This window comes from Moheibacter sediminis, assembly GCF_900176425.1.
Taxonomy (GTDB): Bacteria; Bacteroidota; Bacteroidia; order Flavobacteriales; family Weeksellaceae; genus Moheibacter; species Moheibacter sediminis.
Window position 1 is genome coordinate 128179 of the sequence record NZ_FWXS01000002.1, and the last position, 16175, is coordinate 144353.

Consider the following 16175-nt stretch of genomic DNA (forward strand, 5'->3'; position numbering starts at 1 on the left):
TGAAATAAATTCTCTAAAAAACTAAAATGAAAAATCATGTCAACCGAAGAAGACGAAGAAAAAGCAGAATTTGAAAAGGAAATAAAAGAATTGGTTCGCCTGGTTGTGGAAAAAGCGAAAAAAGAATCAATGGGAAGCACGAAAAATGCATGGGGAAATTTTATCGAAGAAAATTCTGAACTGGGCTATAAGACATTTACCAGGATGTATGATCGATATATTTTGGGTGATGAAACAAAATCGATCCCACTTTTATACAGTCTTGATTCTGCATCAGTATTTATTGGATACAATAGTTTTGCTGAATTTTATAATAAAATTTTTCCTAAAGAAAAACCAACTGAAATAAAAATAGGAGAGGAGTTTACAGGTAAAAAAGTTTCTATTAAATCTAAAAACAAATTTAAAACTGCAATTTTCGGGTTGGGAGTTGCCACTCTCGGCTTAGGCTATTTTGGAATCAGTGCTTACAATCAGCCGCAATGTATGTATTGGAAAGGAAATAGTTATGAAAAGGTTGATTGTGCAGAAATTATTCATCCAAATGCGCAAATAATTCCTATAGATGAGCGATTGTTGGAATACTTGCATAAAATAGAAGTTTCGGATACTACTACCTTTTTTGAGGCAGGTAAGCCTATTGTATGGTATTTGAAGGTAGATGGGATTATTGAGTTTTATTCAGCAGATGGAAAACATCCAATTAATGGTAAGGACTTAAAACCTGTTACGCCTTATATCATTGATAAATATATTATTGCAAATAAATAGAAATAAAAAAAGGGAAACATTGTTTCCCTTTTCAATTTATATAAAGATTTATTTATTCTTTTGGTAAACTCATGTTGGTATATTCCAATACCAAATAGCTTAAAAAGTCCCATTTTACAGAGTTTTTCGGATATTTTTTTATAAATTCAGTATTGTCTCCAAACAGGAAATCATAATTTTCCTCGAAATCATCTTTGTGCAGCCACATAATTTTGTCTCCTTTTTTTACATAGTAAGATTTTATCACGCCGCCACCAAACTGAACTCCTCCCATAGGACCTGTAGGAACACCGAACCCACCAGTTTCTTTTGCTCTCGGATCGTGATAAACAGAAATTAACTGACTGAATTCAGGATTTATAAGCTGCATCAAAAATTCTTTGTCATCTTTTTTATTTTTCAACGAAACTTTTTGATTCACAAAATAAATGCGGTCGTTGGTCACATTATTATTCAAACTTTTGGTGCCCCAGTTTCTCATATTTGACATATATTTTGAAACTTTTATTGCTTTTTCCCATCCGCTTGCATATACATACATTTCTTTTACGTTTTCGGCATTGTAAGTATTTTCTTTTCCGCTGATGCTGTCTTTGATTGTAATTTCGTAAATCTGTCCTTTTTTTGTATCTATACCGTCACAGTAACCCACATAAGTCTTTCCGTCTTTGGTAATGATTGTTGAAGTCTTTTTCTTGTCAGGTTTGGAAAAACCTTCATTGAAAAAATAGGTTTCCATTTTGTCTATTTCTTCCTTTGAATATTTGATTTTTTTTTGTGCAAAGCTCAATGTACAAAACATTAAAAGCGCAAAAGAGAGTAATTTAATTTTCATGTTTTTGTTTTTAAATTTGCGCAAATATTCGATTTTTATTTAAGAATTCAAAAGAAAAAACTTCGGTAAACCCATTTTTAAGTTCACCGAAGTTTCTAATTATCAATTTATAATAAGAATTATTTCACGATTTTCATTTCATTTAGTAAATAGCCGGCACCAGCATATTTATCGATAATGAATAAAATGTAACGCGTATCGACCATTATGTTTCGGCATATTTCTGCATCGTAATGCAAATCACTCATCGTTCCTTCCCAAACACGGTCAAAATTTAATCCGATTAAATTCCCGTCTTTATCCAATGCCGGACTTCCGGAATTTCCGCCGGTTGTATGATTGGAAGCGATGAAATTCACAGGCATTTTAGCTTTATTATTTTTGCCCACACCATATATACCAAAATCTTTTTTCTTCTGTAATTCAATCAATTTCGGAGAAACATCAAACTCGTAATCCCCTGGCTTGTATTTTTCCATCACGCCATCCAAATAAGTAACCGCTTCGTATCTTGGCTTGTCTTCTGGTTTGTAACCATTTACTTTTCCGTAAGTTACACGCAAAGTTGAATTGGCATCCGGAAAGAATTTTTTATCAGAAAAAACTTCCAGTTGAGCTTTCATGTATTTTCTTTGCAGCTGATTGATTTGATTTGAAAGTGCGGTGTATTTTGGAGAAACTTTATCTTCATAAGCCTTTCCGATTGCAATAACCTGTTTCATCAAAGGATCATTTTCCAAAGCAGCTAAAAATATCTCATCATTTGACAAGGCTTGTTCAGCATTTTCGGTCAATTTTACTCCATTTACTTCTTTCTGTCCTGAAAGTATTGAATTGGCAAAGGTTGTAGCATCAATCTGAATAGTGCTTTCAGGTAAAAATTCTTTTGGAACATTTTTCTTGTACAAATCAATCAAAGCCAATGAAACTTCCTGGTCTAAATTAGCATCATAATCTTTGTAAAGTCCTTTCAAATAATTAATTAATCTTGTTTTCAATCCTGAATAATCAGCAGTTCCTTTTGCGTTCAATAATTGTTGTAATTGTAATGCAACGCGGAAAGTTTCAGAATTTCTGTAAATCGCTTCGTCGAAATAAATTTCTGCAAATTCATATTTTTCTTTTCCTTGGTATAATTCTCCCAATTCTTTCAAAATATTTCCGTATTCAGCTTTTAGCTTCGGATCTTTTTCAATTCTTTGGGTAAATTCTTTTTCATAATCTTTTCTCAGATTTACTGCTCCCGATTTATTTAAGCCTAAACTTTCTCCCGTCCATTTTTTGTGGTAATTTGAAATTCTGGCATATTTTGAAGCATATTTGATTCTCGTTGCGTCATCTTTTTTCATCTTATTCATCAAAATTTTTAAAGCTACATCGCGAATTCCGATTTGTGCAGGATTGATTGTCTGCAACGTTTGTTCTAAAGCAACGGCAGGTAAATATTCATCTGTCGTTCCGGGAAAACCAAATACAAAAGTGAAATCGCCTTCTTTGACACCTTTGATGGAAACGGGAAGGAAGTGTTTGGGAGTGTAGGGAACATTATCTGTAGAATATTCAGCAGGTTTGTTGTTTTTATCGGAATAAATTCTGAAAAGCGCAAAATCTCCTGTATGGCGTGGCCACGACCAGTTGTCAGTGTCAACTCCAAAATTCCCAATGCTGCTTGGGGGAGCACCTACCAATCGCACGTCACGGTAAGTTTCTGTGATGAATTGGTAATATTTATTTCCTTTGTAAAATGCACGGATAAGAACGTCTTGATAAGCCTCTTTCACTACATTTTTAGAAACAATTTCTATGTTTGATTTTACGAATTCCTGTCTTTTTTCTTCAGTCATGTCGTCAGAAACTCCTTGCAAAATTTTATCGGTTACGTCTTTTATATCAACGATGAAAGTTGCGGTCAAGCCTTTGTTGGGTAATTCTTCGGAAGCATTCATCGCCCAGAAACCATTTTTCAAATAATCATTTTGAAGTGTAGAGTGTGACTGAATTTGTCCATAACCGCAATGATGATTGGTAAGTAATAATCCTCTGGAAGAAATGACCTCAGACGTACAACCTCCGCCAAAATGCGCAATAGCGTCTTTGATGCTTGGAGAGTTTGGATTGAAAATGTCTTGTGCATCGATTTTCATTCCCATTTTTTTCATTTCGGATTCGTTTAACTCCGTAGGAATCCACATTCCGCCGCCTTGCTGGGCATAAGTAAATCCTGAAATTAAAAGAATCAGTAATGTTTTTAATTTAAAAATTTTCATTCTTTTATTCGTTTTTTCAAAACTACATAAATTAATTAGGAATCATGGAACAGTAAATGAAAAAACCGCTCAATCTAGATTGAGCGGTTTAATATTTAGAATTAATTCTAAAAAAAAAGTTATTTTTTGATAATCAATTTTTTAGATATTTTCTCAGCACCATTATTTACTTGTATTAAATAAGTTCCTGATGGTAAATGAGATAGATTTAATTTTTGAGAGAATTTACCTCCGTTATGATTTACATTATTTTGTGAAATTAATTTTCCTTCTAAACTATAAACAGAGTAAGAAATGTTATTTGATTTACTGTCTAATTCAATTGTGAAAACACCTGTTGAAGGATTTGGATAGATTGTCAATGCGTCTGCTTTGTTTACGTCATCAACACTCATGTTAGAGTTAATTGCAAAGTGGGTTGAGTTTACGTTTAAGAAAACGTTGTCAATCGCTTTAATCATCAATCTGGCAGTTGTACTTGTTCCAAGCCCATTTGGTACATTGAACGTATATGAACCGTTATTTGGAGTGCTTTCCACCAATGTATGTGGGAAAGTCAGACCTCCATCAGTAGATACAAGGATAGTCACGTTTGCAGTATTTACAGGGGCTACGTTTGTATTAGCTACATCCCAAGTAATTGTTTGAGATTCTCCTAAATTCCAAACTTGTCCAGAAGAATTTTGTGAAGTTACAATAAAAGGCCCTGCATCAGCAGTTACAGTTAATCTGATATCATCTCTTCCGGTTTGCCCACCTGCAGGATTATTATCTCTCACCAATAATGAGAAGTTCATATTTCTGGCAACTGCAGGTAATTTTTCCCAAGCTCTGAAGTTTCCTGGAGTTATAACATCTGGGTTGTAGCCTGCAATAAGAGTAGATAATCTTGGGAAATATCTTTCAGCAGATTCTGTTGCCCATAATGAACGGAACATTGGACCACCTGTATTGGTTGGTCTTGGAGGCATAGTAGCGGTTTGAGGGTCAATTTGTTCCCAGTTGTAAGTTAATAAATCTCCATCAGGATCAGTTGCTATCCCCGTCAAAACAAAAGGAGTTTCTTTTGGAATAGTTCGGTCTGCACCTGCATTTACGGTAGGCTCATTGTTTCCAGTTGCTGTATTTGCACCACAGTTTCCTCCTGCTGTTATATAATTGTACATTTCTCTTACACTAACTGCATGAAAATAGGCATCACTATTACCTTGAACATTCGGATGACAGATTCCGGCATAACCCATAATAGTGCTTGCACTACCTGGTTCAATTGCAGTTCCTCCATTTCTGTTGCAAGCATTATTTTGTGTGTGGTTTGCTCCAAATTGATGTCCCATTTCATGTGCAACAAAATCAATTACAAAAGTATCTCCTACAGGATTTCCTGCTCCGGTTACACCTTGTGCTTTGAAATTATTATTACATACAGAAGGTCTCATGGCTATACCATTATCATTTCCTGCAGTTGCTCGGAAAAACACGTGCCCAATATCGTAATTTGCTGAACCAATTGCCCCATCAACAACCGTTTGATTTACCGGTAACATAGATTCTGCATCTAAAGGATTGTATGAGTCTGTAGTTATGAAAATCAATAAATCATTATTTGGAACTATTTCTAATTGAACAGAAACTTCATTCTCATAAACTTCATTTAATCGTGTAACAGCCAAGTTTAATGCTTCCATTACTGCTGCTTTTTTTTCAGCATCTGTTCCGCTTCCCACACCTGCTTGTTGTGCTATATAAGCTGTATATTCAATAGTTGTGGCTAGTGCAAGACGATATTTACGCATCTGACCATCAATTACTGTATTTTCACCTAAGTCTATGTCAATAGGAACATCAGTATTATAAATGTCTGAACCATCATGTTTACATTCAAATGTATGCTGATGGTCTGCATTTGCTCTGTTATATACCATGTACACTTGATTATCTTTGGAATAAGAGTCGATATATTTAAGGCCAGAGGTACTTCTGATAACAGCATTCAAACCAAAATAAGGAGATACACTAAATTTAATTTTGGTAGAAGGGTCGTCAATTTTATAGCCTGTATAGGATTTGATTTCAGGATATTTTGCCTGCAAATCAGGGTGCATCGTAGATGACTCAACCACTTTATATGTATCAAAAGTTCCTTCTGCATTTGGAAATTTGACATTGATTCCGGCAGCTGTATTTTGACTTTTTGCAGGAGCACTTGATAATTGTTGGCTGATTTGCTCCGTATTCAACTTTACAAGTTGATATTCAGTGGGAGTGTTAGTTCTTTCTCTTGGATTTTCAATGTTTTTTCCGTGAAACTTTGTCCAACTATTTTGCTGGGCAAATGTAATTCCGGTAAACATCAGAAAACAAGATGATAACAGTAAAAATTTTTGTTTCATGTTTTTTGAGTGTTAAAAATTAATTGATTCTATTTAGTTGTATTTCGCTCGGTTTTTCTGAGATCCTGAGAATTACGATAGGATTGTTCCACTTATTTTCTGTAAACTCCCAGTTTTCAATCTCTCTGTAATTAATCCTAAGTTTGGATTTTACTTTTTCTATACTTTCGATTTCGATATCTGCATAAGTCAGGTTTTTTAAAGTTGGTTTTAAAATTATAATTGATTCTGTATTTTCATCAAATGCTGGAATAGGAGCAGACCTGGGGATAGATTTATCACGCAACTTACTGTACAATTCAGTAAGTTCCTGAGCAGAATTGATGATGGTTGTTTCTTTTAAGTTGAGACTATGATTTAATTTTCTTTCTTCCGTGAATTCGATAAAGTTTTGTGACTGTGCTGCATTCATATTTTTAGAATTAGAACAAGACAAATTCAAAGACAAAAACGTAATCCCCGCAAATAAAAATATGTTTTTATTAAATTTCATAATTGGTAAATCTAATTATTTTATCTGAATGTTAACAAAATGAATTAGTTAAAATTATTGTTGATTTATTAATTTCTCAATTAAATTATGAACTTCTTTGCTGTCCCAGTTGGCTGATTTTATTTCTTTTAAAACTACTTCCCCTCTTTTATCGATTATATAAGTTGTTGGAAATGATTTTGGAATCAAAACTTTCGGAATCAAGCTGCTGGCTTCATAAACCGGCATGCTGTAATTGTGTTTTTCCAGAAATGGAATAAATTTTTCCGGTTTGTCATTCATCGTAATCAATACAATTTTTATTTTATCCCCGTAAGTTTCATGGAGTTTCTGGATGCTTGGCATCTCTGCAACACAAGGCGGGCACCAACTTCCCCAGAAGTTCAGGAAAACAACCTGACCACGGAAATCTGCAAGATTTCCGTCGGGTGTTCCGTTGTAGCCTTTGAGGGAAATGGTAAGATTTTTATCATTCAAAGAAAACTCACGCAAAGGTTTTTCAGTATTGGGACCCGCTAAAGTTTTTTCATTGATTATACCTTTTACCCAATCGCCAACGGGAGTGAAAAAGAATAAGCCTAATAAAATAAGTGCAGCTGCGCTGGTAATAATGCCTTTGTCTATTTTCATTTCTAGATTTAATTTAAATTATTGAGAATTCTTGACTGACAAATATAATTCAATTAGACTTTGCAATGAAGCAATTCGATGTAAGGATTACCGTGAAGATTTAAAAGTTTTGCAAAAGCAGGCTCAGTTTTGAAGCCTTCTTTTTTGAGCTGAATTATTTGGTTTTTGAAATCGTTTCCGAATTTTCTCAAAATTTCATATTCTTTTATCATGTGAAGAAATCCATTTTGGAGATATGTGGGTTTGTTTTCTGCATAAATTTCAAATGGAACTTTATCAATTATAAAATTACAGACTAGAATGGTTTTGTCTTCGTCAATTCTTTGTTGGATTGTGAAATTTTGAAAATGATGAAATTCGATTGTGAGAAATTTTTCCAATTCATTGAAATTATCTGTTTCTAAAATTATATCGACATCGCTTTCCGGCAAATCAATTTCAATCGGAATTGTGCCAATAACCAAAGGATTATAATTTTTTAGAATTTCAATTATTTTGAATTCGTTCAATAAAGCAAAAACGAGTTGTTGTTTTGGATTTCCTTGTTGGAGGTATTCTATGTTTTTAAATTTATCCAAGAAATTCTAATTAATAATCTGTTTCTCTGACCAATTTATTTCATTTGGTAAATCAAAATTAGAAAGTTCGATGTGGATGACGCGGCGTTTCTGGTTATTGGTGGTACGGCTGGAAGAGTGTAGCAGAAGTGGTTTCATGAACATAATTCCACCTCTTAAAACATTGCAACTAACTTCTTTTTCTGCGGACCAGTCAGTAGTTTTGGTGCGGTAAATTTTCTTGGAATGAGATTTTGGGATGACTTTCAGCGCGCCGTTTTCTTCATTTGTTTCATCTAAATGAATTCTAATCGTAACGATATTTTTCAGAATTTCGATCGGAGGCTGAACCGCAAACTGGTTTTGTTTTTTTGTCCAGAAATTAAAATTTTCAAGCTCCACTTTTTTATCCACAGAAATCGTCAAATCCTGGTGATAAGCAACGTACCAGTTGGAAGTCTCGGGTTTGTCAAAATAAATGCTTTTGACAATGAAAAAATCATTTCCGATAAATTCCCGGATTAAATTTTTCAAGTTTTCATTGAAAATAATAGGACTGATTTCAGGAATTTCTTTTAGAATCTGCCTGATGGCGAATAAATCAGATGATTTTCTGAATGTATCATTTTGCGAATCTGCATTTTCAATTTCATGCAAAATTGAATTGATTTCTTCTTCAGAATAAATATTATCGATTAATGCAAATCCATTTTCTGAAAAGAATTCTTTCTGATTCATCGAAAAAGAAATTTAATTCATCTTAGAAAGAAATTCTTCAAAAATACCAACGCCTTTGTCCCGGTTGTACCAAACTTGCAGGTCTTGGTGAAATTGTTCGTCTGTATATTCCTGCGGATTTTCTTTATGTTTTTTGAGCAATTCCATTCCATGCTGTGGTCGAGGTCCGAAACGAAAAATTTCATTCCCTTCGTTGTTCACTCCAATTAAAATCGGAATGGATTTCGCGCCATCGGTCAGGAATTCATTCATCAATTCAGGATTTTCGTCGCGTAAAACGATCTTTTGTTCGACACCGATTTCATTCATCATCACATTAACAACGGGCATTACCTGTGCAGCATCGCCGCACCAGCCTTCGCTTATGACCAATAATTTGAAATCAGAATTGAACTTGTTCAACCTTTCTTTTTGCTCATCAGTCAAATCAAAAGTTTTGTCGAGCCTTTCAATTCTTTTTAAATTGATGGAATAGTATTTTGCGTAACCTTTTTCATCGCCTGAATTTTCAATATCGTGTAATTGTTCTTCGATTTTTTTTAAATAATCGGGATATGAAAACCCATTTTCCAGATAGGGTAGAAGATTCATAAAATTAAATTATAAAGGGTAAATCCATTTGATTTGTGGTGTTTCTTTGGGAACGACGATGCGTTCAGCCAATCTTTCAAGTCTGTCAGGAAGTCCCATGATGTAATCTCGCGCTTTATCAGCTTCGGCTGTAAGGCTTTCGAATTTGTCGATGTTCCAGATTTTATTGAGCTTGCGGATGATGTCCACATAATCGAGTGCTGTATATATTCCGAGACGCTGTGCGGAATCAGAAAGCAATTCAAATGCTTTGCCAACAGGTTCGCCAGATTCACGCATGAAATGCGCCGGCATCACGATTTTTAGTTTGAGCATATAATGATAGGCAAGCATCATTTCGCTCGGATCGACTTCAAAGATTCTTTTTACGAATTCGCAATAAGCCAAATGGTGGCGCATTTCGTCTCCCGCAATGATTTTACACATACGCGCCAACTTTGGAACTCCGTAGTCTTTTGCCAAAATCGAAACGCGGTTGTGCGAAATATAAGTTGCCAATTCCTGAAAACTAGTATAAACGAAATTCTTGTAAGGGTCACTGCTGGTACCGATGTCAAACCCATCCGAAATCAAGTATTGCGTTGTGATTTCAACTTCTCGCATGTTGATTCTTCCAGATAAATAAAGGTATTTGTTCAAGACATCACCGTGACGATTTTCCTCTGCAGACCAAGCGCGGAACCATTTCGACCAACCGTTTCTTTCTTCATTTTTCACACCTTCGATCTCCATTACCCAAGATTCATAAGTCGGAAGTGCTTCTTCGGTGATGGTATCGCCAATTAAAGTAATCCAGAAATCGTAAGGTAATTCTTTCGCTAATTCACGCAATTCGGTCACTTCTTCTAAAAATTTATCGGAATGTGAATCGGGAAGGAAATCTGTAGGCTGCCAAATTTTCTCTGGACTGATAAGGAATTTCTCCAAAAAGGAATCTACTTCCGGGTCGAGGAAATTCATTACTTCTAAACGTACATTATGTTTGGCGCTCATTTTTTAGTTAATTTGATTTGCTTGTTTCAAGCGTTGATTGAATTGCTTCTCTTGTTTTCTCCATTAATTCTTCAAAACTCATTTCTTTCGGAGTGAAAGGTTCATGTACTTGTAAAGAAAAGCGAACACCCAAAGATAGGGGAAAATTGCCGTTTTTAACAATTTTCCACGAATTATTGATGGTTATAGGAACAATCAGAGCAGATGGCGCAAATTTTAATAACATTTTTAAGCCATTTTCGTGAAAATGTTTCAATTGCCCGTCACGGCTTCTGGTTCCTTCGGGAAAGATAACTACTGAATAATTATTTTTCTGAACCAATTCTGCCAATTTTTTGATTTCAGGAAGAGATTGACGCGAATCTTTTCGATCAATCAACGCAGAACCACCTCTTTGCAAATTATATGAAACACTTGGAATTCCTTTTCCCAATTCGATTTTACTGATGAATTTCGGATGGAATTCGCTTAAGTACCATTCAATCGGAGAAATGTCTAACATACTTTGGTGGTTGCTCACAAAAATGATTGGAACACCTTTGGGTAACTTTTCTTTTCCAGAGAATCGATGTGTAGTTCCTAAAATTTTAGTGCAGTAAATGAGTAGTAAATTCATCACTTTCACTGAAAAATGATGGGATTTATACCCGCCCAAATTATAGGCTAACCATTGCCAAACATGCATGAGTAGTAAAGTCAATCCAAAAAAGAAATAATAAATAATCGTGACTGGAATGGAAAATATTTTCATTTTTTCATTTTGTTTTCATTCTGATTAAGGAAGAATCTTAGATTCCTCGTACCTCGGAATAACAACGGAATTTTATGTTATTAGAATTCGTTTTTAAGTCTTTCTATTTTTTCAAGCAATTCATTTTTCACATTTTCGTAATCCTGAATTTCATCCAAATTAGATTTCACTGAAAAATAGAATTTAATTTTAGGTTCTGTACCTGAGGGTCTTGCAGCGATTTTACTTCCGTCTTTTGTATAGAAAATCAATACGTTGGATTTTGGAATTTCAATCGGCGTTTCACTTCCTGAAATTAAATCTTTAGAAACCGAAGTTTGGTAGTCATCTAAACGAATCACTTTGGAATTGTCAAATGTTTTTGGGGGATCATTTCTGAAATCTACCATCATCTGTGCAATTTGCTCTGCACCGTCTTTTCCGGTTTTTACAACCGAAACCAAACCTTCCTGGTAACAATCTGTTTTTGTATAAATGTTAATCAATTCTTCATAAAAACTGCTGTCATTAGCTTTGGCAAAAGCTGCGATTTCGCAAGCGAGCAGGGTGGAGGAGATTGAGTCTTTATCGCGAACAAAATCACCGACCATGAAACCAAAACTTTCTTCACCACCACCGATGAATTTTTGTTTTCCCTCAGCTTTGCGGATCATATCTGCAATCCATTTGAAACCTGTCAAACCTACTTTGCATTCGACATTGTACAATTTAGCCAAATCGAAAAATATGTCAGAAGTAACGATGGTCGAACCGATGAATTCAGTTCCTTCGAGTCCGTCTTCGCTCCATTTATTCAATAAATAATTGGTCAAAACGGTGTTCGTTTGATTACCATTTAATAAAACCATTTTTCCATCAAAATCACGAACCGCAATTCCTAAACGATCGGCATCAGGATCGGTTCCGATAACGATGTCTGCATTTACTTTTTCTGCTAATTCCAAAGCCATTTTCAAAGCTTCTGGTTCTTCCGGATTTGGAGATTTTACCGTTGGGAAATCACCACTTGGTGTGGCTTGTTCTTCCACGATATGCACGTTTGTAAATCCGGCACGTTTCAACGCTTCAGGCATCGTTGCAATCGAAGTTCCATGAATAGAAGTGAAAACGATGCTCAAAGCAGATTTACCTTTATCGGTAAAACTTGCGTTTTTCACACAGGCATCGATGAATTCATCATCGATTTCTTTTCCTATTATGTTTAATAATTCATCGTTTCCATTGAATTGAATTTCTGTCGGTTTTACATTCATCACTTCAGAAATAATTCCGGTGTCTTGAGGAGGAACGATTTGTCCACCGTCGTTCCAGTAAACTTTGTAACCGTTGTATTCAGGCGGATTGTGCGAAGCGGTCAAAACAATTCCCGCATCACAGCCCAAATGACGAACGGCAAATGAAAGCTCCGGCGTAGGACGAAAACTTTCAAACAAATGAACTTTGATGTCATTTCCGGTCAAAATATCTGAAACAATTCTTGCAAACAATTCAGAATTGTGGCGAACATCGTAAGCGATGGCTACAGATTTTTCCTTATTTGGAAATTCATTCTTTAAATAATTGGCCAAACCTTGTGTGGCAGCGCCTAAGGTATATTTGTTGATTCGATTGGTTCCGATGCCCATGATGCCGCGCATGCCGCCGGTTCCGAATTCTAAATTGCGGTAAAAAGCATCTTCTAGTCCGGTTGGATTGGTGTCGATTAAATTTTGAACTTCTTTTCTTGTATTTTCATCATATTCAGAGCCTAACCAAATTTGAGCTCTTTCAATAGCATTGTTCATAAGGGTTTATTTTTTGTTAATAGTGGCTTGTCCGGTTTCTTTTGTGTCTTTGTTTGGGTCGCCTTTATAGGTGACTTGTGCATTATCAGAAGCTTCTCCCGACAAGTCTTTCATTACCCAAAGCGAAAGACTGGATTGATTTTTTGCCGAAAAATCGATTTCTACAGTTTGTAATTCTGAAAGATTTCCGATGGATTGGTCAGAAGTACTTACTTCTAGATTAATAGCTGTACCTGTAATGTTTACATTTGTTTGATTTGAAATATCTAATTCAAATTCTTTGAAATCGACATAAGCTTGTTCAATCATCGATTGATCATTGGCTTCAATCTTAAATTTCTCAGCTTTCAGCGTTCCTGAAATTTTCATTCGTGCCTGATTATTCAGTTCGATTTCATTCAGAGCTGCTAGTGAATAAATATTTACGTTGTACAATGAATATTCACCTACGTTTGATTTTTCATTGATAACTAAATTTCCGCGTTTGGAACTCAGCTCTAAATTGTCAATTAAATTTTGGTGAGATTCCACTACAACTTTCGATGTAGCTGAAGGAATGATTGTGATGTCGCAGTTGCAATTGGCTTCAATTGAAGTAAATTGTTCAACTGCAAATTCTTTTTTTGCGGTGGCTGCACCTTCGCCTTCCAATCCTGAACCGCAGGACACGAGCAAAATGGCTGCTGATAATGTTAAAAATAATTTTTTCATATCTGTATTTTAGTTGGATTCATTTACATCAAATCGTTGAAAGGATTGCCAATATTTGTCTTTATAAATATGGAAATCGATGTTTAGTTTTCCTTCAAATTTAGAAATTAAATTGTAAAGTATTTGAGATGGTTTTCTGAATTCTTTGCAGGCAAAATGAATTTCTCTCAGGTTTTCAGCCGTTTCCCGCCCAATGTTTAAATAACCTTCAGAATCAGTAAGTTCTTGTAAGATTTCATCTTCAAAGTCATTCATCAAATCGTAAGTAAATTCATCCGGTAAACCGCTTTCGTCGCCTTCATAATCGATTTCAACACTCAAAATCCAAGGATGAGAAGCTTTATTTTCCCATTGCAAAACAGTCGAATTTACGATTGCAATGTAAGGCATCCCATTCTCTAATTCAGCTTGTAAACTATTGTAAGCATCTTCTTGGGTATTGTGACGGGTTCCTTCATATTTTTCCAGAAATTCTTTCTCTCTCCAGATTAGATAATCTTTTAATTTGTCGATGGAAATGGTTTCTTGTGTGGCATCACTTTCTCCGATAACTGTCATATTATCGATGGTTGTAACGCTGTTTAATTCTCCTAAATAATTATCAATGAATATGTAAACACCATTGATGATGACTTCTTTGTTTTCTTCATTGAAGTTTTTGTGAACGATGGTGATGTCGATTTCATCCGGATATTCAGCATGTTCATTTGGATAAAATGAAACCGTTTCTGAACTGAATGTAAATTCATCCATTTGAATACCCACATTTTCTATGTCGGTTTCAGGTTTCAAAGCAGTAAATTTCCAGTTTGGAATTTCAGGTGCAGCATTAACCAATTCTTCTACAAACGCAATATTTTTAATCACTCCATCAGGTGTAAAAATCAGTTCTGCAGTGATCTCATTCATCATTCCAGTCAGAAAATAAATACCCTCGCACAATTCATTTAATTGTGGCGTTAGTTTATCAAAGAAATTTTCTTCGAGTAATTCTCTCGTTTTTATTGCTTGATGAAAAGAATTACTATTTTCAGCAAACCAATACCAGAATTCCTGAAATTTTGTATTGTATTGATTGATAATAGAATTAGATGAATTCATTTAAAAGTAAATTTAAGTGTTGGAATATTTTTTTGAATTGAGATTAAGGGTTTCCCTTATTTCAAATTCTTTTGAATTTCTTTTGGAACGAACCAAAATTTCACCTAAAAATCCAGCAAGGAATAATTGAGTGCCTAAAATCATGGCAGTCAATGAAATATAAAAATAAGGATTGTCAGTAATCAACCTTGCTTTTTGTTCGACAATGTAAACTTTGTACAATTTATCAACTCCCAGATATGCCGCTGCCAAAAAACCGATGATGAACATCAAAGTCCCGACCGCACCAAAAAGATGCATCGGTTTATTGCCAAATCTTGAGATGAATGAAAGTGTAATTAAATCCAGAAATCCATTTACAAACCGTCTTGAACCAAATTTAGATTTTCCATATTTTCTTGCCTGATGACGAACTTGTTTTTCGATGATGTTTCCAAAACCTTTATTCTTTGCCAAAACAGGAATGTATCGATGCATATCACCATGCAATTCTAGTTCGTGAGCAACTTCGCGGCGGTAAGCTTTCAATCCACAATTGAAATCATGCAGATTTAATCCGGAAGTTTTTCTTGCAATTGAATTGAATAATTTCGAAGGAAGATTTTTTGTCAATCTTGGGTCTTGGCGATTTTGTTTCCAACCCGAAACGATGTCCGCATTATTAGATTTTAAACTATGGTAAAGTTCTGGAATTTCTTCCGGGAAATCCTGTAAATCAGCATCCATTGTAATTATAACTTCGCCTAAAGTTTGATTAAATGCGGCCATTAATGCTTGTGATTTTCCATAATTTTTACGGAAACGAATGGCTTTAACCTCAGGGTGCATTTCGCTTAAATATTGAATCACTTTCCAGGAGTCGTCTGTACTGCCGTCATCTATGAAAATTACTTCAAACTCAAATCCGTTTTGGTTGCATACGTTTTTTATTCTTTGGAATAATTCTTCCAGAGAATCCTGTTCGTTGAGCAAAGGTATAACGATGGATAGATGCATCACATTTTCCTGTTTTTAAGAAATACTGCGAAGATAGTCGATATCATCACGTAAAAAAAGAGAACGGTCATGAATGCAATTGTAAACGTGCGGAAAGTGAACATATTGTAGTTCAAATCTTTCATGCCGGCTACAAATTCACCATTTTTTTCCATGAATTCCTGATTGGGATTTGTTTCAATCAAACTGTACCAGCCTCGTTGCAAACTATCTTCAGCCCAGCTGCCTACTGTATTGAAAAATATGAAAATAAAAGCAAGACTTAATAGTCCTCCAATGAATTGCGGAATGAATGCTTTTCTGAATCCTTGCCCAAATTTCAAAGCCTGTTGTTTTGCGGCACTAAAAGCTGAATAAAATCCAATTCCGGCATATAACGCAGGCATTACGAAACAATTGATCAAAGAGGAATAATTGAAATAATCTGCTTCAGAAATACTTCCTTGAGTAGAAAATACAAAATATAAGATCAGAAAAAGAGCAATCGTTACAAAAAACAAAATGCCTCCCAGCTTTAAAGTCAAACGGGTATAATTCATTTGACAAATTTACATTAAAACTCAA

At 34.9% G+C, this 16175-nt stretch carries 16 protein-coding genes; 1 reads left to right on the top strand and 15 read right to left on the bottom strand.

Features of this window, described 5'->3' with window-relative positions; genetic code table 11:
* Nucleotides 1-36 precede the first annotated feature (36 nt).
* Complete coding sequence (locus B8977_RS03520; protein WP_084016227.1) at nt 37-771, top strand: hypothetical protein; 735 nt, start codon at nt 37-39, stop codon at nt 769-771.
* A 52-nt stretch (nt 772-823) separates the two neighbouring features.
* Here the strand turns inward: B8977_RS03520 and B8977_RS03525 are convergent, their stop codons facing one another.
* The 15 genes from B8977_RS03525 to B8977_RS03595 all read right to left on the bottom strand — a co-directional run bounded on the left by B8977_RS03525 (nt 824) and on the right by B8977_RS03595 (nt 16150).
* Nucleotides 824-1606, bottom strand: coding sequence for a hypothetical protein (locus tag B8977_RS03525; RefSeq protein ID WP_084016229.1), 783 nt, complete (start codon nt 1604-1606; stop codon nt 824-826).
* Between the two features lie 119 nt (nt 1607-1725).
* Complete coding sequence (locus tag B8977_RS03530) at nt 1726-3873, bottom strand: S46 family peptidase (protein ID WP_084016231.1); 2148 nt, start codon at nt 3871-3873, stop codon at nt 1726-1728.
* Nucleotides 3874-3992: 119 nt separating this feature from the next.
* Complete coding sequence (locus B8977_RS03535) at nt 3993-6266, bottom strand: reprolysin-like metallopeptidase (RefSeq protein ID WP_084016233.1); 2274 nt, start codon at nt 6264-6266, stop codon at nt 3993-3995.
* Nucleotides 6267-6285: 19 nt separating this feature from the next.
* Nucleotides 6286-6759, bottom strand: coding sequence for a hypothetical protein (locus B8977_RS03540; protein WP_084016235.1), 474 nt, complete (start codon nt 6757-6759; stop codon nt 6286-6288).
* Between the two features lie 54 nt (nt 6760-6813).
* A complete protein-coding gene (locus tag B8977_RS03545; protein ID WP_084016237.1) occupies nt 6814-7389 on the bottom strand; it encodes a TlpA family protein disulfide reductase in 576 nt (191 codons plus the stop codon).
* Between the two features lie 53 nt (nt 7390-7442).
* Nucleotides 7443-7967: a DUF4269 domain-containing protein gene (locus B8977_RS03550; RefSeq protein ID WP_084016239.1), complete on the bottom strand. Its 525-nt coding sequence runs from the start codon at nt 7965-7967 to the stop codon at nt 7443-7445.
* 6 nt (nt 7968-7973) lie between these two features.
* Complete coding sequence (locus tag B8977_RS03555) at nt 7974-8684, bottom strand: phytanoyl-CoA dioxygenase family protein (RefSeq protein WP_084016241.1); 711 nt, start codon at nt 8682-8684, stop codon at nt 7974-7976.
* A gap of 12 nt (nt 8685-8696) precedes the next feature.
* Nucleotides 8697-9275 carry a thioredoxin family protein gene (locus B8977_RS03560; RefSeq protein ID WP_084016243.1) on the bottom strand — a complete coding sequence of 193 codons (579 nt, stop codon included), beginning with the start codon at nt 9273-9275 and terminating at the stop codon, nt 8697-8699.
* A gap of 9 nt (nt 9276-9284) precedes the next feature.
* On the bottom strand, nt 9285-10268 hold the full coding sequence (locus B8977_RS03565) for an acyl-ACP desaturase (RefSeq protein WP_084016245.1): 984 nt from the start codon (nt 10266-10268) through the stop codon (nt 9285-9287).
* A gap of 7 nt (nt 10269-10275) precedes the next feature.
* A complete protein-coding gene (locus B8977_RS03570; RefSeq protein WP_084016247.1) occupies nt 10276-11019 on the bottom strand; it encodes a lysophospholipid acyltransferase family protein in 744 nt (247 codons plus the stop codon).
* A gap of 80 nt (nt 11020-11099) precedes the next feature.
* On the bottom strand, nt 11100-12803 hold the full coding sequence (locus tag B8977_RS03575; RefSeq protein WP_084016249.1) for a phospho-sugar mutase: 1704 nt from the start codon (nt 12801-12803) through the stop codon (nt 11100-11102).
* A 6-nt stretch (nt 12804-12809) separates the two neighbouring features.
* The gene (locus tag B8977_RS03580) at nt 12810-13514 is read right to left on the bottom strand and encodes a GIN domain-containing protein (protein WP_084016251.1); all 705 of its coding nucleotides are present in this window, start codon (nt 13512-13514) and stop codon (nt 12810-12812) included.
* Nucleotides 13515-13523: 9 nt separating this feature from the next.
* Nucleotides 13524-14615: a DUF695 domain-containing protein gene (locus B8977_RS03585; RefSeq protein ID WP_084016253.1), complete on the bottom strand. Its 1092-nt coding sequence runs from the start codon at nt 14613-14615 to the stop codon at nt 13524-13526.
* A gap of 12 nt (nt 14616-14627) precedes the next feature.
* Nucleotides 14628-15611 (bottom strand): glycosyltransferase family 2 protein, encoded by a 984-nt coding sequence (locus B8977_RS03590; protein WP_084016255.1) that lies wholly within the window; start codon nt 15609-15611, stop codon nt 14628-14630.
* Nucleotides 15611-16150, bottom strand: coding sequence for a DUF4199 domain-containing protein (locus B8977_RS03595; protein WP_084016257.1), 540 nt, complete (start codon nt 16148-16150; stop codon nt 15611-15613). Before B8977_RS03595 ends, B8977_RS03590 begins: the two co-directional genes overlap by 1 nt.
* Between the last annotated feature and the right edge of the window lie 25 nt (nt 16151-16175).